We start from the raw sequence: 19,330 nt of genomic DNA, 5'->3' as shown, positions 1-19,330 counted from the left end.
CTCACGTGACCCCGTAGAACTTCTCCGTCTCCTCGACGGCGGTGTGGAACCGTTCGTCGAAGTCGTCCCGAATGAGCGTCCGGACCACGTAGTCCTGGACGCTCATTCCTCGTTTGGCGGCGTGGTGCCGGAGCCGTTCGAGCAGCTCCCCGTCGATCCGCAGGCTGAGCACGCTGGTCCCCATGAACACGAGGGTCTCGGGCGCACTCGCTGAGATGTTCACTTTCCGCCGCCGACTCACTCGTACGGGTGATGCTGCGGTTCAGTGGCCGGAGTCACGGGAATCCGCGCGCCCCGCCAGCTTGTTTAGGGAGGGTAATGAGTTACTCTAAAGATATGTCGGACCTCACCCATGGCGACGACGCTGCCGCCGTGAACTCCCTGCGCTCAGCTGTGATGCGGCTGTCCCGCCGGCTCAAGCACCAGCGGGTCGACGAGTCGCTGAGCCCCACCGAGATGTCGGTGCTGGGCACCCTGGCCCGCTGCGGGCAGGCCACTCCGGGCGAACTCGCCCGCAAGGAGCACGTGCAGCCGCCGTCGATGACCCGCATCGTCGCGCTGCTCGAGGCCAAGGGGCTGGTCCGGCTGGAGCCGCACCCCGAGGACCGGCGCCAGAAGGTCGTCACCCAGACCGAACAGGCCGAGGCGATGCTCGAGGAGAGCCGCGCCAAGCGGAACGCCTTCCTGGCCAGCCTGGTCGAGGGCCTGGACGAGGACGAGTGGGCGAAACTGCGCGCCGCCGCCCCCGTGCTGGAGAAGCTCGCTCATCTGTAAGCCACAACGAGGAGGCGAACCCTTTTGAGTACGGGATCCGGAGCAGACTCCGCCCCCGCACCGACCACCCACTACTCACCGCCCACCCCCCGACCCGCCCGCAAGTCCTCGATGTTCGCCTCGCTGAAGGTCCGCAACTACCGGCTGTTCTTCGTCGGCCAGGTCGTCTCCAACATCGGCACCTGGATGCAGCGCATCGCCCAGGACTGGCTGGTGCTCAGCCTCACCGGTTCCGCCACGGCCGTCGGTGTCACGACGGCCCTGCAGTTCCTGCCGATGCTGCTCTTCGGTCTCTACGGCGGCGTCCTCGTCGACCGCCTGCCCAAGCGGCGCACCCTGCTGTTCACACAGGCCGCGATGGGCGTCACCGCCGTCGCGCTCTCCGTGCTGACGCTCTCCGGCGACGTCCAGGTCTGGCACGTCTACGTCGCCGCCTTCGCCGTGGGTCTCGCCACGGTCGTCGACAACCCGGCCCGCCAGTCCTTCGTCTCCGAGATGGTCGGCACGGACCAGCTGCAGAACGCGGTCAGCCTGAACTCCGCCAACTTCCAGTCGGCGCGGCTGATCGGGCCCGCCGTCGGGGGTCTGATGATCACCGGCGTGGGCACCGGGTGGGCGTTCTTCTTCAACGGCCTGTCGTTCGTCGCCACCATCGGGGGGCTGCTGGCGATGCGCTCGCGTGAGCTGCACGTCGTCGAGCGCAGCCCGCGCGGCAAGGGGCAGCTGCGGGAGGGCCTGCACTACGTCGCCGGGCGTCCCGAGCTGATCTGGACCATCGTCCTGGTCGGCTTCATCGGCACGTTCGGGTTCAACTTCCCCGTGTACCTGTCCGCCTTCGCCGACGACGTCTTCCACGCCGGGGCCGGTGCGTACAGCCTCTTCAACACGCTGATGGCGGTCGGCTCGCTGGCGGGCGCGCTCCTCGCCGCCCGGCGCGGCACGGCCCGGATGCGGGTGATGATCGCGGCCGCGGTGGTCTTCGGCGGGCTGGAGCTGGTGGCGGCCGCGGCACCGTCCCTGTGGCTGTTCGCCCTGATCATGGCCCCCATCGGGATGTTCGGCATGACGGTCAACGTCACCGCCAACACCAGCGTCCAGGTGAGCACCGACCCGGCCATGCGGGGGCGGGTGATGTCCCTCTACATGATGGTGTTCATGGGCGGTACGCCGATCGGTGCGCCGATCGCCGGATGGATCACGGACGCGTACGGGGTCCGCGCGGGCCTCGCCGTCGGCGGCGCGATCGCCGCGGCCGCGGCGATCGCGATCGGCCTGGTCCTGGCCCGCGTCGGCAACCTCCGCCTCTCGGTCGGCTGGAACCGGGGCCATCCGCACCTGCGGTTCGTACCGCGCGAGGTGCAGGAGCAGCTGGCGCCGGCGGCGTGAGGACGGTGCCGGCCCGGGGTCACAGCCTCCGGGCCAGCACCTGTCCCCGCCAGTCGCTGCCACTGACGTAGGTCTCGGTGCGGGTGAAGCCGTTGTCCTCGTAGTAGCGCACGAGCCTGCCGTCCCGGCCGGCGTAGCAGTCCACGCGGAGCAGGGTGATTCCGGCGCGCCTGGTCTCCTCGGCGGCGTGCGCGAGGAGGGCGCTGCCGAGGCCGTGGCCCTTGTGGCGGCGGTCGGAGGCGAGCCAGTGGATGTAGCGCTCGGGCTCGCCGGGCGGCGCGAGGTGGGAGAGGTAGGCGCCGGGGGCGTCCGTGAGGGTGAGGGTGGCGGCGGGTACGCCGTCGGCCTCGGCGATGTAGGTGATGCCCTCGTCCATGTACCCGACGACCGACTCGACGGTCCGCTCGTGCTGCGACAGCGGCTCGGACCCCCACTGTTCGGTCCGCCCCTGCGCCGCCAGCCACTCCACGCAGCTGTCGAGCATGCCGAGTATCGCGGGGACGTCGGCGGGCCCGCCTTCCCTGATCGTGATCTCCATGCCCTCATGGTGGCAGGGTGGTGCGCATGAGACTCTTCGCCGCCGTGCTGCCGCCCGAGGACGTCGTGCGTGAACTCGCCGCGGAAGTCGACCAGTTGCGGGCACTGCCCGGCGCGGAGCGGCTGCGCTGGACCGGCCGCCCCGGCTGGCACTTCACGCTCGCGTTCTACGGCGAGGTCGAGGACGAGGCTGTAGCGGAGCTGTCGGCCCGCCTGGAGCGTGCCGCGCACCGGACCGGGCCCTTCGCCCTCACCGTCCGCGGCGGCGGCCAGTTCGGGCACGGGCGGGCGCTGTGGGCCGGCGTGGTGGGCGACCTGCCGGCCCTGCGCCTGCTCGCGGACCGCGCCGAGGCGGCGGCCCGCAAGGCGGGCGTACCGATGGGCGAGCACCGCCGCTACAAGGCCCATCTGACCCTGGCCCGCAGCCGCGACGCGGTCGACGTACGCCCGTACCTGACCCCCCTCGAAGCCTTCACCGGCCCCACCTGGACGGTGACGGACCTGGCCCTGATCCGCAGCAACCTGCCGAAGTCGGGAGTACCTGGCGAGCAGCCGCGCTACGAGGCGCTCGCGCGGTGGGCGTTGGGCGGGGCGGGGTAGGGCCGCCCGCCGGAGGTGACGGTGGCTCGGAAGCTGCGCTCCGCGGGACGCTGTGGTCGGGCGGCCGGATCGGTGGTCGGGCGTGGGCCTCGGCGGACGCGCCGGGAACGCGGCGCCGGGGAGCGGGCGTAGTGCGAGGCGGGCGCCCGGTCGAAGTTCGGCGGAGGCCGGCCTGCCGGGGCGCGGGTGCGGCCGCACCATTGGGCGGCCGCCCGTTGGGCACTTCGCGGAGCCGGTTACGCTCGATGGCGTGGACCCGAAGACTCGGAACCGGATCATGGCCGGTGCGCTGGTGCTGTTGTTCGTCGTGGTGGCGTTCGCGGCGGCGATCGGAAGGTAGCCGACCGCCGCCGCTCGTCCGCTACCAGGCGAAGGCCTCCGGGGACGGGCCCGGACCCGGGAAGATCTCGTCCAGCCCGGACAGCAGATCCTCGCTCAGCTCCAGCTCGGCCGCGCGCAGGGCGGACTCGAGCTGCTCGGCGGTGCGCGGGCCGACGATCGGGCCGGTCACGCCGGGCCGGGTCAGCAGCCAGGCGAGAGCGGCCTCACCGGGCTCCAGCCCGTGCTTGTCGAGCAGGTCCTCGTAGGCCTGGATCTGCGCGCGGATGGTGGTGTTGGCGAGGGAGTCCGCGGCCCGGCCGCTGGCCCGGCGCCCGCCCTCGACCTCCTTCTTGATCACCCCGCCGAGCAGTCCGCCGTGCAGCGGCGACCAGGGGATGACACCCAGGCCGTACTCCTGCGCGGCCGGGATGACCTCCATCTCCGCGCGCCGCTCGGCGAGGTTGTACAGGCACTGCTCGCTGACGAGGCCGATGGTGCCGCCGCGCCGCGCGGCGATCTCGTTGGCCTGGGCGATCTTGTAGCCGGGGAAGTTGGAGGACCCGACGTAGAGGATCTTGCCCTGCTGCACCAGCACGTCGATCGCCTGCCAGATCTCCTCGAAGGGAGTCCGCCGGTCGACGTGGTGGAACTGGTAGACGTCGATGTGGTCGGTCCGCAGCCGCTTCAGGCTGGCGTCGACCGCGCGCCGGATGTTCAGGGCGGAGAGCTTGTCGTGGTTGGGCCACGCCTCGCCGTCGGCGGCCATGTTGGCGTACACCTTGGTGGCGAGGACGACCTTGTCGCGCCGGTCGCCGCCCTTGGCGAACCAGTTGCCGATGATCGATTCCGTACGGCCCTTGTTCTCGCCCCAGCCGTACACGTTGGCGGTGTCGAAGAAGTTGATGCCGGCCGCCAGCGCCGCGTCCATGATCGCGTGGCTGTCGGCCTCGTCCGTCTGCGGTCCGAAGTTCATCGTGCCGAGGACCAGTCGGCTGACCTTGAGTCCCGTGCGTCCGAGTTGCGTGTACTTCATGACCACCCAGCCAACGGCGTGGAGTGCGCTCTAGGCAAGGGGAGAGCACTCAGACCTCGTAGGGTTCGCCCACTCCCCACGCCTGGTGCATCGCGTCCGCGAAGGCCGCAGCGATCTTGTGCTCGCCGCTCGCGTTCGGGTGCGTGCCGTCGTAGGTGTCGTGGTTGATGTCGTACGAGGGCGGGGGCGAGGCCAGCAGGAGGGGGGAGCGGGGCTCGTCGAGGTCGGCGAGCGCCTTCGCCAGCAGTTCGTTGAAGCGGCTCACCTGGGCGGCGAACGGCGCGTCGGCGGCGGCGCGGACGTTCGGGATGACCGGCAGCACGGCGATCCGCACGCGCGGCCCGGCCGCCCGCGCCTGAGCCACGAACCGCCGTGCGTTCTCCGCCGTCTGGTCCGCGTCGGTGTAGAAGCCGAGGTCGATCAGGCCCAGCGAGACCAGCAGCACGTCCGCGCGGCAGGAGCGCACCGCCTCGCCGATCAGCGGCACCATGTGCTGCCAGCCCTCGCCCCAGCCGGCCAGATGGGCGCAGGGGAAGGCCGGGTCGGCGTACTCGTACGACGTCGGCGTGTCTGTCGCCTTGTCGTAGAGCGCCTCGCGCGGGCCGACCATGGTGAACGGGCCGCCGTACGTGTCCCGCAGGTGCCGCCACATCCGGTACCGCCAGGTGTGTTCGCCCGCGCTCCCGATCGTCATCGAGTCGCCGACCGGCATGAACCTAAGCATCCGCTCATGATGGACGATGCGCGGGGGATCATTGGGACGGGTGCGGTGTGAGGCCTGCCACGGTCGGGCGCGTCGGGAACCCGGTGCGGGCGGTCAACCGTTCGGTGGGATGGCAGGCTTGGTGCATGCGCCGACCGTTCGCCCTCCTCGCCGGAGTCCTGCTCGTGGGCATCTTCGCCCTGCCCGCCGCGGCCGACGACGGAGGCCGGGGGTTCACCATCAAGGACCCGCGCATCACCGAGTCCAGCGGCCTCGCCGCTTCCCGTCTGCACCCCGGGATCTACTGGACGCACAACGACAGCGACGACGGCCCGTACATCTACGCGGTGGACAGCTCGACCGGGAAGACGGTCGCCCGCATCACGCTGAGCGGCGTCGGCCGGCCCCGCGACGTCGAGGCCATCTCCATCGGCCCGGACAACCAGATCTACGTCGGCGACATCGGCGACAACCTCGGCGGCTCATGGCCGTACGTGTGGATCTATCAGCTGCCCGAGCCGAAGAAGCTGGTCGACCGGACGATCCGGGCCACGCAGTACGTCGTGAAGTACGCGGACGGGCCGCGCAACGCCGAGTCGCTGGTCGTCGACCCGAAGACCGGCCGGCCGTACATCATCGACAAGGACGAGGACGGCGGGCACCTGTACGAGGGACCGGCCAAGCTCTCCTCCTCCGGCGCGAACGTCTTCCGGCCCGTCGCCACCGTCGACCTCTGGGCCACCGACGCGGCCATCTCGCCCGACGACCAACAGCTCGCCGTGCGCGGGTACTTCGGCGGGATCTACTACGACTGGAACGGCGGGAGGATCAAGCGCGCGGGCCGGCTGAACGTGCCGCTCCAGGGGCAGGGCGAGTCCGTCACCTACTCGATCGACGGAACGCGGCTCCTGTACGGCAGCGAGGGCTCCGACAGCCCGGTCCAGGTGGAGGACGCCCCGGGTGCGAAGGGCGGCTCCAAGTCCCCTTCGTCGAGCGGGAGTTCAGCGAGCTCCGACAACGGTGGGGGCGTCTCGGCCGGCAACCTCAAGGTCGGCGCACTGGCCGTCGCCGCCGCGGCGGCCGTCATCTTCGGCTTCCGCCGCCTGCTGCGCCGCAACTGAGCAGCCGCCGCGCGCTTGACGTGTCCATGTAGCTACGGCTTCTATGAAGACGCCGGGTTGTGGGAGCGCTCCCACTCGTTCCGGGCCCGCGCCTCCCGAGAGGAAGCAGCGACATGTTCCGCAGCCTGCGAAGAGCGCTGTGCGCTGTTGCCGTGGCGCTCGTGTTACCGCTGGCCGGGGCCGGTGTCACCACGGCGGACGCGGCCGAGGCGCCCGGGGCCGGGTACTGGCACACCAGCGGCCGTCAGATCCTCGACGCGGCCGGGCAGCCGGTCCGGATCGCCGGGATCAACTGGTTCGGCTTCGAGACCGGCAACCACGTGGTCCACGGCCTGTGGTCCCGCGACTACAGGTCCATGATCGACCAGATGAGGTCGCTGGGCTACAACACCATCCGGCTCCCCTACAGCGACGACATCTTCAAGTCCGGCACCGTCCCCAACAGCATCGACTTCAGCAGCGGCAAGAACGCGGACCTGCAGGGCCTCACCTCCCTCCAGGTCATGGACAAGATCGTCGCGTACGCCGGCCAGGACGGCCTGAAGGTCATCCTCGACCGGCACCGGCCGGACTCCGGCGGGCAGTCGGCGCTCTGGTACACCGCGGCCGTCCCGGAGGCGACGTGGATCGCCAACCTGAAGGCCCTGGCGGCGCGTTACCGGGGCCAGGACGCCGTCATCGGCATCGACCTGCACAACGAACCCCACGATCCCGCCTGTTGGGGCTGCGGCGACGCGGCCATCGACTGGCGCCTGGCCGCCCAGCGGGCCGGTGACGCGGTGCTGTCCGTCAACTCCGACCTGCTGATCTTCGTCGAGGGCGTGCAGACGTACGCCGGCGTCTCCGGCTGGTGGGGCGGCAACCTGATGGGCGTGGGCCAGTACCCGGTGCAGCTCGACGTGGCGAACCGGGTCGTGTACTCCGCCCACGACTACGCGACCAGCGTGGCGCAGCAGCCCTGGTTCGGCGATCCGTCCTTCCCCGGCAACATGCCGGGTGTCTGGGACAAGTACTGGGGCTACATCTTCAAACAGAACATCGCGCCCGTCTGGGTGGGCGAGTTCGGTACGACGCTGGCCTCCACGGTGGACCAGAAGTGGCTGTCGGCGCTGGTGAGTTACCTGCGGCCGACCTCGACGTACGGCGGCGACTCCTTTCAGTGGACCTTCTGGTCGTGGAACCCCAACTCCGGTGACACGGGCGGGATCCTGAAGGACGACTGGCAGACCGTGGACACCGTGAAGGACGGCTACCTGGCGAGCGTCAAGGCACCGCTGTTCCCCGGCTCGGGGACGGGCGGCGGGGGCGGCGGCGGTGACGGCGGGAGCACGGCCGCGTGCAGCGCCGCCTACACCGTCAGCAGTGACTGGGGCGGCGGCTTCAACGCGGACGTGAAGGTCACCGACACCGGCACGGCCCCCCTCACGTCCTGGAAGGTCACCTGGACCTTCGACGGCTCCGAGAAGGTCAGCTCCATGTGGAACGCCTCGTACACCCAGACCGGCCGGACGGTGACCGCGACGAACGCGGCCCACAACGGCGGTGTGCCGGCGGGCGGTTCGACGAGCTTCGGCTTCGGGGGAGCGCCGGGCGGGGGTGCGGCGCCGAGTGTGAGTTGTACGGCGGGATGAGAAAAGGGCGCCCGGCGATGATTCGCGGGGCGCCCCTTCACCGTCGTGGTGGAGACGGCTACAGCTTCTCGATCACGTAGTCGATGCACTTCGTCAGGGCCTCGACGTCCGCCGGGTCGACGGCCGGGAACATCGCGACGCGGAGCTGGTTGCGGCCGAGCTTGCGGTAGGGCTCGGTGTCGACGATGCCGTTGGCGCGCAGGACCTTGGCGACGGCGGCCGCGTCGACCTCGTCGGTGAAGTCGATGGTGCCGATGACCTGGGAGCGCTTGGCCGGGTCGGTGACGAACGGCGTCGCGAACTTCACGTCCTCCGCCCAGCCGTAGAGCGTGCGCGAGGAGGTGGCCGTGCGGCGGACCGACCAGTCGAGGCCGCCCTGGCCGTTGATCCACTCCAGCTGCTGGTTGAGCAGGAAGAGCGTCGCGAGGGCCGGGGTGTTGTACGTCTGGTTCTTGCGGGAGTTGTCGATCGCCGTCGGGAGCGAGAAGAACTCCGGGACGTGGCGGCCGGACGCGTGCACCCGCTCGGCGCGCTCGATGGCGGCCGGGGAGAAGACGCCGATCCACAGGCCGCCGTCGGAGGCGAAGGACTTCTGCGGGGCGAAGTAGTAGACGTCCGTCTCCGACACGTCCACCGGCAGGCCGCCGGCGCCGGACGTGGCGTCGACCAGGACCAGGGCGCCCTCGTCGGCACCGGCCACGCGCTTGATCGGCATGGCGACGCCGGTCGAGGTCTCGTTGTGCGTGAAGGCGTAGACGTCGACGCCCGCCTCGGCCTGCGGCTCCGGGTGGGTGCCGGGGTCGGAGGCGATCACGGTGGGCTCGGCCAGCCACGGTGCCAGCTTGGCGGCCTTGGCGAACTTGGAGCTGAACTCGCCGAAGTTGAGGTGCTGCGACTTGTTCTCGATCAGGCCGTGGGTGGCGATGTCCCAGAACGCCGTGGAGCCGCCGTTGCCGAGGACCACCTCGTAGCCCTCGGGCAGCTGGAACAGGTCGGAGATACCTTCGCGCACCTGGCCGACCAGGTTCTTCACCGGGGCCTGGCGGTGTGACGTGCCGAGCAGAGAGGTGCCTGTCGCGGCGAGGGCGTCCAGGGCCTCCGTCCGCACCTTGGAGGGACCCGCGCCGAAACGTCCGTCCGCGGGCTTGATGTCAGCGGGAATCTGAATCTCAGCCACGAGCCGGAGGGTATCCCCTCGGTGAAACCCGCCGGAAACGTGTCCGTCCGATGAGACGACTCCTCCGGCCGTGGACCTGTGCGATCAGACCGGCGGCGACAGCCGTACCGGCAGCTCGAACAGGTCGTTCTGCGTCACCACCGGCTTGTGGCGCAGCTCGGCCGCCGGGACCGCGAGGTCCAGGCCGGGGTGGCGGGCGTAGAGGGCCGGGAGGGCGACGCCTGCCTCCAGTCGGGACAGCGCCGCGCCGGGGCAGACGTGGGGGCCGTGGCCGAAGCTGATGTGGCGGTTGGCCGAGGCGCGGGTGATGTCGAAGTCGCCTGCCGTCGGGCCGTGGGCCTGTTCGTCGCGGCCGATGGCGGCGTACGACACGATCAGCGCGTCGCCCGCGGGCAGCACCTTGCCACCGACCTGGACGTCCTCGGTGGCGAAACGGATCAGGACGTGCGAGGTGGGGGTGGAGTGGCGGAGCGTCTCCTCGATCACCGACGACCAGTCCGCCTCGCCGGACAGCACGAGCGTCCGCTGGTCCGGATGGAGTGACAGGTTGAGCACGGCGTTGACGATGAGCGAGATCGTCGTCTCGTGGCCCGCCGCGACCATCAGCTGGAGCGTGGAGACGATCTCCTGGTCGGTGAGGTGGTCGCCGTTCTCCGAGGCGAGGATCAGGGCGGAGGTGAGGTCGTCGCCGGGCTCGGCGCGCTTGGCGGCGACCGTGTCGGCCATGATGCCCGCGAGTTCGGTGAGCGTGGCGACGACCTCGGCCGGCGGGGTCTGCGTCGAGAAGAACTTCTCGAACAGCTCCTTCAGGCGGGGCAGTCGCGCCTCGTCGATGCCCATCAGGCCGGCGATGACGTACATGGGCAGGGGGTAGGCGAAGGCCGCCTTCAGGTCCACGACGTCACCGGTGAGCCCGTCCAGCAGGCCCTCGGTCAGCTCGGTGATCCGCTCGCGCATCCGCTCCACCCGGCGCGGGGTGAGCGCCTGCGCGACGAGCGTCCGCATCCGGCGGTGATCGGCGCCGTCCACGGTGAGCATGGAGCGGCCCGGGTTGGCGAGCCCGATCAGCGGCCAGTCCGCCGGTATCTCGCCGCGCTGCCAGGCGCCCCAGATCTCGATGTCCTTCACCAGCCGCGGATCGGTGAGGAGTTGCTTCGCCTCGGCGTGGCGGGTGACGGCCCAGACGGGGACCCCACCGGGGAGTTCCACGGCGGCCAGCGGGCCCGCGGCGCGCAGCCGCGCGCTCTCGCCGTCCAGGTCGCCGACGAAGGGGTCGAGGGCGATACGGGCCTCTTCGGTCGGACGGGCCTCTTCGGCAGTACGGGCGCCGGTCGTACGGATCTCGCCGGTCGTACGGGTCTCTTCGGTGCCGCTCGTCGTCATACGGGGGTGCCTCCAAGGGCCGGGTTCGGGGCGAACCGCACGGGCAGTTCGGTCAGGCCTCGCAGCCAGGGCGAGGGCCGACGCGTCAGGGACCCGGCCGGTACGGCGAGGTCGATGTCGGGCAGCCGGTCCAGTACGACCTCGATGGCGGTGCGCGCGATGACCTCGGCGACCTCCTGAGCGGGGAACGGGCACCGGTGCTCGCCGTGCCCGAAGGAGAAGTGCGCGCTGTTGCCGCCGGTGAGCGCGGAGCCGTCGGTGCGCACCTGGGGGTCGGAGTTGGCGCCCTGGAGGCCGAGCAGCAGCAGGTCGCCGGCGCGGATGCGGCGGCCGCCGAGCTGGGTGTCGCGGGCGGCCCAGCGGCCGGCCACGTTCTGTGTGGGCGTGTCCTCCCACAGGACCTCGTTCATGGCGTCGGCGACGCTGTTGCGGCCGCCGAACAGCGAGGCCGCGAACCGGTCGTCGGTGAGCATCAGCCGCAGTGAGTTGCCGATCCAGTCGGCGGTGGGCTGATGGCCCGCCGCCATCATCACCATCAGGTCCTGGGCGATCTCCTCCTCGCTGAAGCCGCCGGGGTCGGCGAGCATCCGCGAGATCACGTCGTCGGCCGGCGCGGCCCGCCGCTGCGCCAGCAACTCCGTCATGGACGTGCCCAGATGGGTCTGTCCGGCGATCGCCCGCTCGCGCCCGTCGATCATGTCGTTGAGCGCGGTCACCAGGCCCGGCCCCTGCTCGTCCGGGAAGCCGAAGAGGCGGGCCAGGACGCGCACGGGCAGCAGCATGGCGTAGTCGGCGACGACGTCCGCCTCGCCGCGGGCGGAGAACGAGTCGATCAGCTCGTCGGCGAACTTCTCGGCGTAGCCGCGCAGTTCGAAGGGGCTGACCGCCTCCAGCGCGCCGCTGATCATCGCGGCGCGCTCGCGGTGGCGTTCCCCGACGGTGTAGAGGATCGAGGGCTGTCCGCGGCCGATCATGGGCAGCAGGGGCCAGTCGTCGGGGATGCGCTCCCACTGGTTCCACAGGTCGGAGTCCCGGCTGAACAGCACGGGATCGCCGGTGACCTGGTGCAGCTCGCGGTAGCCGAGCACGAGCCAGGCCGGTACGTCGCCGTCCAGCACCACCGGGGTGACGGCACCGTGCTCGCGCCGCATCTCCCGGTACAGCTGCGCGGGTTCGGTCTGGAACCTGGGTCCGCCGAGCGGTACGGGGGCGGTGGGGGCGGTCACAGTGCCAACTCCTGTGTGGATCGGGGGTGTTGGTCCGCGTACCGGCTGCCGACGTGCTCCACCAGCGTGAGCAGGACCTGCTTGCCGGAGGCGCGGGAGCGGGCGTCGCAGTCGAGCAGCGGCACGTGTGGATCAAGGTCGAGCGCCTCGCGGATCCGCTGCGGGGCGTGGTCCGGGCCGCCGAAGTCGTTGCAGGCCACGATGAAGGGCGTGCCGTGGTGTTCCAGCCGGTCGATGGCGTACCAGGAGTCGTCGATACGCCGGGTGTCGACCAGGACGACCGCGCCGAGCGTGCCGGAGAAGAGCCGGTCCCAGAGGAACCAGAAGCGCTCTTGGCCCGGCGCGCCGAAGAGGTACAGCACGTTGCGGGCGTCGAGCGTGATGCGGCCGAAGTCGAAGGCGACGGTGGTGGCCTTCTTGTCGCGCACCTCGCTGATGTCGTCGACGCGCTCGCCCGCCCGGGTCATCGTCTCCTCGGTGTTCAGGGGACGAATCTCGCTGACCGAGCGGATGAGGGTCGTCTTGCCGACGCCGAAGCCGCCGACGACCACGATCTTCAGGCCGTTCTCGGCCGTGACGTGCAGCGGGATACGCGCGTCAGAGGTTGCGGAGTCCAACGAGCACCTGTTCCAGGACGTCGGGGTCGGGGACGGCGGCCTTGCGCGGGTGGCGGGCGCTGACGCGGCCCGCCGCGAGGAGGTCGGCGAGCAGGATCTTGGTGATGCTCACGGGGAGCTTCAGCTCGGCCGCCAACTCGACGACCGCCGTCGGGAGTTGGGTGAGCCGCAGGATAGCCGTGTGCTCCGACTGCATGCCGGGTGCCGGGTCGCACTCGGCGACCACGAGGGTCACCAGGTCGAAGGGGCTGTCCGGCGCGGAGTGCGCACGGCCTCCGGTGAGGGTGTAGAGGCGGTCGGGTGAGTCGTCCCTGCCGGGGCGGCTCATGAGGTCCGGGGCCGCGCGGTCAGGTGGGCGCCGAGCTGTTCCACCAGCTCGCTCATGTTGTGGCCGACCAGCCCGGCGTCGGCGTCCTCCGTGGTCACCACGGCCAGGTGCGCGCCCTCGCCCGCCTCCACGATGAACAGCACTCCTCCGTAGAATTCGGTCATCGCCGAGCGCACGCCTCCGGTGCCGTCTCCGAACTCCACCGAGGCGCCGTGCGACAGCGACTGGATTCCGGCGGCGATCGCGGCGAGCTGGTCGGCCTGGTCGACGGTGAGCTCCGGTGTCCGGCACAGCTTGAGACCGTCCCGGGACAGCACGAGCGCGTGCCGCGCGCCCGGCGTGCGCTCCAGGAGGCCCTCGATGAGCCAGGTGAGCTTCGCGTCGGCGGTGGTCGTGCCGGTCATGACGGGGAGTTGCCTTCCGGGTCCGGGTCCGGGTGCGGGTGAGGGGTGGCCGGCGATGCGGCGGCGGGTGCGGCGGTGTCCTCGTCCGGCGCCGGTGCGCCCTGGTCCGACAGGGAGCCGCGCACGGCACGGCGGAAGCTGCTGAAGCGGGCGGCGCGGGCGAGGGGGTCGTCCAGCGGGACGGGCGCGGGACCCGGCCCGGTGGTGCCGGAATCGGCCGCACGCGCGCGTGCGCGCTCCCGATCCCGCTCGGCCTCGGCGAGCGCCCGGCCCCGGCGGCGCTTGGGCAGGTTCGAGGTGAGCACGTCGGCGTCCGGGCCGGCGGACTCGTGGTGGCGGGTGCCGACGTGATCGTGATGGTGATCGGGAGCGGCGTCGGTGTCCTGGTGCGGAGTGGTGTGCTGGGTCTCGTACGACCTGTGCGGGTGCTCGTCGACCGGTTCCGGACGTACGGGGGCGGGCGCGGTCGTGGGTGCCGGCTCCGGGCGGTCGGCCCGTGGCTCGGGCAGGGGCAGCGCGTCCTGGGGCCGCGGGGCGTACTGCTCCGGCACGAGGATGTCCTGCGGGACGAGCACGAGGACGCCGGTGCCGCCGCGTGCGGACGGCCGGAACGACACCTTGAGGCCGTACTTGCGGGCGAGCCGGCCGACGACCGCCAGGCCGAGCCGGGTGCCGGTGAGACCGCCCAGCTCCGCCTTGTCGCCGGAGACCGCCTGTTCGGCGCGGCGCAGCTGCACCTCGCCCATCACCAGGCCGCTGTCCTCGACGGACACGATGACGCCGGCCGGCACCTCCTCGACGTAGACGTGCACCTCGGCGGTCGGCGGCGAGAAGTTCGCGGCGTTGTCGAGGAGTTCGGCCAGCGCGTGCATGACGCCCTCGGCGGCGTGCCCGGCGACGGCGGCCTCGCCGGCGGAGTGCACACGCACGCGCTGGTATCCGCCGATCCGGCCCATCGCGCCGCGCAGGATCGACTCCATGGAGATGGGGCGGGCCCAGCGACGGCCGGAGCGGGCGCCCGCGAGGACGGCGACGGAGTCGGCGAGCCGGCCCGCCTGCGCGGTGCGGTGGTCGAGGTGGAGCAGGTCGGCGAGGACGTCCTCGTCCTCGTGCCGCTCCTCCATGGCGCGCAGGTCGGCGAGCATGCCGGTGGCCAGCGCCTGCATGCGGCCCGCCGCGTTGGCGGTGGCGGAGACCGCGGCGGCCCGCTCGTGGCCGGCCCGGCGGGCCTGCTCGGCCAGGCGGGAGTTGTCGGTGGTGAGGCGGGCGCGGTCCTGCTCGAACCCCGCGGTCAGCCGGACCCGTTCCTGGGTGAGCTCCGCCGCGTGCCGGGCCCGCTCGTGGGTCAGCTCCTCGGTCAGGCGCACCCGCTCCTGGTCGAACTGCGCGCTCTGGCGGACCCGGTCCTGCAGCAGCCGGCCGGCGTCCTGGGTGACCACCTCCAGCCGGCGGCGGCTGATCCGGGCCGTCTGGAGCGCGTACGCGGCGAGCGCGACGGCGGTGCACAGCAGCAGTGCGCCCGTGCCGGCGCCGAGGGCGAGCGGGGCGCGGTCCCGTTCGGGGACGCGGGCGACCGCGCCGGCGACCGCGAGCGCGGCCAGGAGGGCCGTGATCAGCGGGGCGGGTGCGACGGTGCGGAAGGTGGGTCGTTCGCCGGGCACGTGGGGGGCGGTCATGAATCGGGTCCTCGGTAGGGGCCTCGGTCGTCCTTGATCGGGTTCCGCTGTCGTTGCTGGGCGATCTGGTGTTCCTGGGCGAGAGCTGCGGCTGTCGGGAAGAGCTGTCGTTCCTGCGCGCGAAGCGACACCTGTTGTCCAACTGACCGTCACTATATGGGAGTTCGTGATCGAATTGGGAAGGTTCTGGATCCGTTCACAGGTTCCGGTGGGGACGCTGCGGCGCGCCTGTGGACAGAGGCATCGTGACTGTCGGTGGCCGGATGCATGCTGGGAACATGACGGATCTCCAGGCTGAACTGCGCAGGGCCGTCCGGGGCGACGTCGGCTTCGACGTCACCTCCCGGGCACTGGTCACCATGGACGCCTCCAACTACCGGCGGGTTCCGCTGGGGGTGGTGGCGCCGAGGGACGCGGACGACGTGGCGGCCGTGCTGGCGGTGTGCCGGGAGCGCGGGGTCCCGGTCGTGGCGCGCGGCGGCGGCACCTCGATCGCCGGGCAGGCCACCGGCACCGGCGTGGTGCTGGACTTCACCCGTCATATGAACCGGCTGCTCTCCCTCGACGCGGAGGCGCGTACGGCCGTCGTGCAGCCGGGGCTCGTCCTCGACCGGCTCCAGGAGGCCGCCGCGCCGCACGGCCTGCGGTTCGGGCCCGACCCCTCCACACACGGCCGGTGCACGCTCGGCGGGATGATCGGCAACAACTCGTGCGGCTCGCACTCGGTGGCCTGGGGGACCACCGCGGACAGCGTGCGGGAGCTGGGCGTGGTCACCGCGCGCGGGGAGCGGCTGCGGCTCGGGCAGGAGTGGGCCGGCGCGCCGGAGGGTCTGCGGGCGCTGGTGGAGGGGGATTTGGCGCGGCTGCGGACCGGTTTCCCCGAGCTGCCCCGCCGTATCTCCGGGTACGCGCTGGACGCACTGCTGCCGGAGAAGGGTGGCGACGTCGCCCGTTCCTTCTGCGGCAGCGAGGGCACGCTGGGCGTGCTCACCGAAGCGGCCGTACGGCTCGTGGAGGCACCACGCGCGCGTGCGCTGGCGGTACTGGCGTACGCCGACGAGGGCGCCGCGGCCGACGCCGCGGCGGGACTGCTGGAGCACGGGCCGCTCACGGTGGAGGGGATGGCGGCCGACCTGGTCCGGTCCGCGGCCTCCCTGCCGCGGGGCGGGGCCTGGCTGTTCGTGGAGACGGGAGGGGAGTCGCAGGCGGAGGCACGCGCGCGTGCGGAGGCGGTCGTGCGGGCCGCCGACGTCCTGGACTCGCTGATCGTCACCGATCCGGCCGGGCAGCGGGCGCTGTGGCGCATCCGGGAGGACGCGAGCGGGACGGCGACCCGGATGCCTCACGGCAGCGAGGCGTGGCCGGGCTGGGAGGACTGCGCGGTGCCGCCTGCGCGGCTCGGCGCCTATCTGCGGGACTTCCGCGGCCTGATGGCCTCCCACGGTCTGCGCGGCACTCCGTACGGGCACTTCGGGGACGGGTGCATCCACGTCCGCATCGACTTCGACCTGCTGACCCAGGCGGGCATCGGCCGCTTCCGCCGCTTCTCCGAGGAGCTGGCCGAACTCGTCGTCGCGCACGGCGGCTCGCTGTCCGGGGAGCACGGGGACGGGCAGGCACGGGCCGAACTGCTGCCCAGGATGTACGGCCCCGAGATGGTCGCCCTCTTCGAGCGCGCCAAGGGCGTCTGGGACCCGGACGACCTCCTCAACCCCGGGATGCTGGTGCGCCCTTCGCCTCTGGACAGCAACCTCCGCTTCTCCGTGCTGCCCCGGAAGCCGGTCGAGGTGGCCTTCGGCTACCCGGCGGACGGCGGCGACTTCTCGGCGGCGGTGCGGCGCTGCGTCGGGGTCGCCAAGTGCCGTACGACAGCCGCGGCCGGCTCGTCCTTGATGTGCCCGTCCTTCCGGGCGACCGGCCAGGAGGAGCACTCCACGCGCGGGCGGGCCCGGCTGCTGCACGAGATGCTCGCCGGGGAGCTGGTGACCGACGGCTGGCGGTCAACCGAGGTGCGGGACGCGCTGGATCTGTGCCTGTCCTGCAAGGGGTGCCGCTCCGACTGCCCGGTCGAGGTCGACATGGCCACGTACAAGGCGGAGTTCCTGCACCACCACTACGAGGGCCGGCGCCGCCCAGCGGCCCACTACAGCATGGGACGGCTGCCGGTGTGGCTGCGCTGGGTGGCCCGTACGCGCACCGCGCCGGTCGTCAACGCCCTGGCCTCCGTAGGACCGTTGGCGTCGCTCGCCAAGCGGCTCGGCGGGATCGCGCCGGAGCGACGCATCCCGCGGGTGGCGACCGAGACCTTCACCGGTTGGTACGGGCGCCGGGCGCGGGCGCACGAGCGGCGGATGATCCGGGAGTTGGGTCTGGAGTACGAGGAGGAGATGGAGCACGGCAAGCTCGTCCTCCTGTGGCCCGACACCTTCACGGAGCATCTCTCGCCGGAGGTCGGGAAGGCCGCGCTGCGGGTCCTGGGGGCGGCCGGCCTGCGGCCGGTGCCGATTCCGCGGATGCGGCGCATCGCGCGGGAGACGACGGAGGCGGACGGCAGCACATGGTTCAGCCCGAGCCTGCGCCCGGCCATGAGGGGACGGGTCTGCTGCGGGCTGACGTATCTGTCGACCGGCCAACTCGACCGGGCTCGTGCGGTGTTGCGCCACACGCTCGACCTGCTCGAACCGCTGCTGCGTCCCGAGCTGGGGGAGAACCACATGCCCCTGGTCGTCCTGGAGCCGAGCTGCGCCGCCGCCCTGCGCACCGATCTGCCCGAGCTGCTGGCCGACGACCCCCGCGCGGCCCGGCTCGCCGCCTCGGTCCTGACCTTCGCGGAGGCACTGGAGCGGTACGCGCCCGACTGGGTGCCGCCCTCCCTGAACCGCCCGGTCACCGGCCAGACCCACTGCCACCAGCACGCCGTCCTCGGCGACGCCGCCGACCGCCGGCTGCGCGAAGCGGCCGGTCTCACCGGGGAGCTGGCGGGCGGCTGTTGCGGACTGGCGGGCAACTTCGGCTTCGAGAAGGGGCACTACGAGGTGTCGAAGGCGTGCGCGGAGGACCAGTTGCTGCCCGCGGTCCGCGACGCGCAGGACGGGACGGTCGTCCTCGCGGACGGCTTCTCCTGCCGGACCCAGCTGGAGCAGCTGGCCGGTGTGCGCGGACGGCATCTGGCGGAGGTGCTGGCTCAGGCGCTGGACGAAGTGCCGGACGAAGACCGAGCCGGCTCTCAGCTCTGATAAGCCCACTCTCAGCTTCATAAGAGAACTCTCAGCTTCGGCGGGGGTCGCTCAAGAAGGCCGGGCATCTGAGGCGGGGTCCGAGGCGGGATCCGAGTCGGTGTTCGGGTCCATCATGCGGGACAGTGGCAAAACAGGTTCACACGCCTGACCGAGTCCATTACCCTGGACTCGACAGTGCACCGTGATGAACGAACTTCGAGCCGAGCACCTGGACCGCCCGTGACCACGCCCAGCAGCACCACCACCTCCTCACCCTCCGCGGTGCACACCCCCGGCACCCCGGACCGCCGGACCTCCCTCGGTCCGGTCGGACTGGTGCTCGGGGCCGGGTTCTCGGTGCAGTTCGGTGCGGCGCTGGCCGTGAGTCTGATGCCGAGGGCCGGGGCGCTCGGTGTCGTCACCCTGCGGCTGATCGCGGCGGCCGTCGTCCTGCTGGTGGTGTGCCGGCCGCGGCTGCGCGGCCACTCGCGCGCCGACTGGGGCACGGTCGTCGTCTTCGGCGTCGCGATGGGTGCGATGAACGGCCTCTTCTACCAGGCGGCCGACCGCATCCCGCTCGGCGCCGCGGTCACCCTGGAGGTCCTCGGACCGCTCGCACTCTCGGTCTTCGCCTCCCGTCGCGCGCTCAACGCGGTCTGGGCGGCGCTCGCGCTCGGCGGTGTCGTCCTGCTCAGCGGCGGCGGTTTCGGAGACCTCGACCCGGTCGGGGTCGCCTTCGCGCTGGGCGCGGGTGCCATGTGGGCGGCCTACATCGTCTTCAGCGCGCGTACGGGCCGGCGGTTCCCGCAGGCGGACGGGCTGGCGCTGGCCATGACGGTCGGGGCGCTGCTGATGCTGCCGCTCGGGATCGCGGAGTCGGGCTCGAAGCTCACCGACCCGACGACGATCGCGCTGGGCTCGGCCGTCGCGGTGCTGTCGTCCGTGCTGCCATACACCCTCGAACTCCTCGCCCTGCGCCGCCTCCCCGCGTCCACCTTCGCGATCATGATGAGCCTGGAACCGGCCCTCGCCGCGACGGCGGGCTTCCTGATCCTGGGCCAGGCCCTGTCCGCCGTGCAGGCCGCGGCGATCGCGATGGTCATCGGGGCGAGCATGGGCGCGGTGCGGACGCAGGTGGGCCGCCGCAAGGTGACGCTTCCTCCGGAGGCGTGACAGGAGCCTGACCGGCCCGGTG

At 71.8% G+C, this 19,330-nt stretch carries 18 protein-coding genes; 7 read left to right on the top strand and 11 right to left on the bottom strand.

Translation table 11 applies throughout. The annotated features are described in order from the left end of the window. Position 1: 1 nt before the first annotated feature. Entirely contained in the window at positions 2–184 is a 183-nt protein-coding gene (locus ACGFYN_RS28810) for a ribbon-helix-helix protein, CopG family (protein WP_361956987.1), read from the bottom strand. 152 nt (positions 185–336) lie between these two features. On the opposite strand from ACGFYN_RS28810, the gene ACGFYN_RS28805 reads away from it, so the two are divergent. Both ACGFYN_RS28805 and ACGFYN_RS28800 read left to right on the top strand, forming a co-directional pair. Beyond that, on the top strand, positions 337–774 hold the full coding sequence (locus ACGFYN_RS28805) for a MarR family winged helix-turn-helix transcriptional regulator (protein ID WP_393868798.1): 438 nt from the start codon (positions 337–339) through the stop codon (positions 772–774). A 24-nt stretch (positions 775–798) separates the two neighbouring features. After that, positions 799–2,160, top strand: coding sequence for an MFS transporter (locus tag ACGFYN_RS28800; RefSeq protein ID WP_393868797.1), 1,362 nt, complete (start codon positions 799–801; stop codon positions 2,158–2,160). Between the two features lie 19 nt (positions 2,161–2,179). Here ACGFYN_RS28800 and ACGFYN_RS28795 read toward each other — a convergent pair whose 3' ends face one another. After that, positions 2,180–2,698: a GNAT family N-acetyltransferase gene (locus ACGFYN_RS28795; RefSeq protein WP_393868796.1), complete on the bottom strand. Its 519-nt coding sequence runs from the start codon at positions 2,696–2,698 to the stop codon at positions 2,180–2,182. 26 nt (positions 2,699–2,724) lie between these two features. Here ACGFYN_RS28795 and thpR point away from each other — a divergent pair, with 26 nt between their 5' ends. After that, a complete protein-coding gene (thpR, locus tag ACGFYN_RS28790; protein WP_393868795.1) occupies positions 2,725–3,297 on the top strand; it encodes an RNA 2',3'-cyclic phosphodiesterase in 573 nt (190 codons plus the stop codon). A gap of 361 nt (positions 3,298–3,658) precedes the next feature. Here the strand turns inward: thpR and ACGFYN_RS28785 are convergent, their stop codons facing one another. Beyond that, positions 3,659–4,651, bottom strand: coding sequence for an aldo/keto reductase (locus ACGFYN_RS28785; protein ID WP_393868794.1), 993 nt, complete (start codon positions 4,649–4,651; stop codon positions 3,659–3,661). Between the two features lie 49 nt (positions 4,652–4,700). Further along, the gene (locus tag ACGFYN_RS28780) at positions 4,701–5,375 is read right to left on the bottom strand and encodes a GDSL-type esterase/lipase family protein (RefSeq protein ID WP_393868793.1); all 675 of its coding nucleotides are present in this window, start codon (positions 5,373–5,375) and stop codon (positions 4,701–4,703) included. Positions 5,376–5,500: 125 nt separating this feature from the next. On the opposite strand from ACGFYN_RS28780, the gene ACGFYN_RS28775 reads away from it, so the two are divergent. Further along, entirely contained in the window at positions 5,501–6,475 is a 975-nt protein-coding gene (locus tag ACGFYN_RS28775) for a WD40 repeat domain-containing protein (protein WP_393868792.1), read from the top strand. A gap of 113 nt (positions 6,476–6,588) precedes the next feature. Then, on the top strand, positions 6,589–8,106 hold the full coding sequence (locus ACGFYN_RS28770) for a cellulase family glycosylhydrolase (RefSeq protein WP_393868791.1): 1,518 nt from the start codon (positions 6,589–6,591) through the stop codon (positions 8,104–8,106). Positions 8,107–8,164: 58 nt separating this feature from the next. On the opposite strand, the gene serC is transcribed toward ACGFYN_RS28770, so the two are convergent. From serC to ACGFYN_RS28735, 7 genes are all read right to left on the bottom strand, one after another. Further along, the gene (gene serC / locus ACGFYN_RS28765; RefSeq protein WP_393868790.1) at positions 8,165–9,283 is read right to left on the bottom strand and encodes a phosphoserine transaminase; all 1,119 of its coding nucleotides are present in this window, start codon (positions 9,281–9,283) and stop codon (positions 8,165–8,167) included. Positions 9,284–9,367: 84 nt separating this feature from the next. Then, positions 9,368–10,666, bottom strand: a complete 1,299-nt coding sequence (locus ACGFYN_RS28760; protein WP_393868789.1) for a cytochrome P450 — start codon at positions 10,664–10,666, stop codon at positions 9,368–9,370. Then, positions 10,663–11,892, bottom strand: coding sequence for a cytochrome P450 (locus ACGFYN_RS28755; protein WP_393868788.1), 1,230 nt, complete (start codon positions 11,890–11,892; stop codon positions 10,663–10,665). Before ACGFYN_RS28755 ends, ACGFYN_RS28760 begins: the two co-directional genes overlap by 4 nt. After that, positions 11,889–12,509, bottom strand: a complete 621-nt coding sequence (locus ACGFYN_RS28750; RefSeq protein WP_393868787.1) for an ATP/GTP-binding protein — start codon at positions 12,507–12,509, stop codon at positions 11,889–11,891. Before ACGFYN_RS28750 ends, ACGFYN_RS28755 begins: the two co-directional genes overlap by 4 nt. Then, positions 12,490–12,837: a DUF742 domain-containing protein gene (locus ACGFYN_RS28745; RefSeq protein WP_393868786.1), complete on the bottom strand. Its 348-nt coding sequence runs from the start codon at positions 12,835–12,837 to the stop codon at positions 12,490–12,492. Before ACGFYN_RS28745 ends, ACGFYN_RS28750 begins: the two co-directional genes overlap by 20 nt. Further along, complete coding sequence (locus ACGFYN_RS28740) at positions 12,834–13,241, bottom strand: roadblock/LC7 domain-containing protein (protein ID WP_393868785.1); 408 nt, start codon at positions 13,239–13,241, stop codon at positions 12,834–12,836. Before ACGFYN_RS28740 ends, ACGFYN_RS28745 begins: the two co-directional genes overlap by 4 nt. Further along, positions 13,238–14,917, bottom strand: a complete 1,680-nt coding sequence (locus tag ACGFYN_RS28735) for a sensor histidine kinase (protein WP_393868784.1) — start codon at positions 14,915–14,917, stop codon at positions 13,238–13,240. The genes ACGFYN_RS28740 and ACGFYN_RS28735 overlap by 4 nt, the downstream gene beginning before the upstream one ends. A gap of 278 nt (positions 14,918–15,195) precedes the next feature. On the opposite strand from ACGFYN_RS28735, the gene ACGFYN_RS28730 reads away from it, so the two are divergent. Continuing rightward, a complete protein-coding gene (locus ACGFYN_RS28730) occupies positions 15,196–18,153 on the top strand; it encodes an FAD-binding and (Fe-S)-binding domain-containing protein (protein WP_393868783.1) in 2,958 nt (985 codons plus the stop codon). Positions 18,154–18,375: 222 nt separating this feature from the next. Continuing rightward, on the top strand, positions 18,376–19,308 hold the full coding sequence (locus tag ACGFYN_RS28725; protein WP_393868782.1) for a DMT family transporter: 933 nt from the start codon (positions 18,376–18,378) through the stop codon (positions 19,306–19,308). Positions 19,309–19,330: the final 22 nt, after the last annotated feature.

It is taken from the genome of Streptomyces sp. NPDC048419 (assembly GCF_043200415.1).
Taxonomy (GTDB): domain Bacteria; phylum Actinomycetota; class Actinomycetes; order Streptomycetales; family Streptomycetaceae; genus Streptomyces.
This window is presented reverse-complemented; position numbering and strand designations above follow the sequence as displayed.

Coding starts and splice junctions, on each gene's coding strand:
- ACGFYN_RS28810 (WP_361956987.1), bottom strand. CDS start 184: ATGGGGACCAGCGTGCTCAGCCTGCGGATCGACGGGGAGCTGCTCGAA.
- ACGFYN_RS28805 (WP_393868798.1), top strand. CDS start 337: ATGTCGGACCTCACCCATGGCGACGACGCTGCCGCCGTGAACTCCCTG.
- ACGFYN_RS28795 (WP_393868796.1), bottom strand. CDS start 2,698: ATGGAGATCACGATCAGGGAAGGCGGGCCCGCCGACGTCCCCGCGATA.
- thpR (WP_393868795.1), top strand. CDS start 2,725: ATGAGACTCTTCGCCGCCGTGCTGCCGCCCGAGGACGTCGTGCGTGAA.
- ACGFYN_RS28785 (WP_393868794.1), bottom strand. CDS start 4,651: ATGAAGTACACGCAACTCGGACGCACGGGACTCAAGGTCAGCCGACTG.
- ACGFYN_RS28780 (WP_393868793.1), bottom strand. CDS start 5,375: ATGCTTAGGTTCATGCCGGTCGGCGACTCGATGACGATCGGGAGCGCG.
- ACGFYN_RS28775 (WP_393868792.1), top strand. CDS start 5,501: ATGCGCCGACCGTTCGCCCTCCTCGCCGGAGTCCTGCTCGTGGGCATC.
- ACGFYN_RS28770 (WP_393868791.1), top strand. CDS start 6,589: ATGTTCCGCAGCCTGCGAAGAGCGCTGTGCGCTGTTGCCGTGGCGCTC.
- ACGFYN_RS28760 (WP_393868789.1), bottom strand. CDS start 10,666: ATGACGACGAGCGGCACCGAAGAGACCCGTACGACCGGCGAGATCCGT.
- ACGFYN_RS28745 (WP_393868786.1), bottom strand. CDS start 12,837: ATGAGCCGCCCCGGCAGGGACGACTCACCCGACCGCCTCTACACCCTC.
- ACGFYN_RS28740 (WP_393868785.1), bottom strand. CDS start 13,241: ATGACCGGCACGACCACCGCCGACGCGAAGCTCACCTGGCTCATCGAG.
- ACGFYN_RS28735 (WP_393868784.1), bottom strand. CDS start 14,917: ATGACCGCCCCCCACGTGCCCGGCGAACGACCCACCTTCCGCACCGTC.
- ACGFYN_RS28730 (WP_393868783.1), top strand. CDS start 15,196: ATGACGGATCTCCAGGCTGAACTGCGCAGGGCCGTCCGGGGCGACGTC.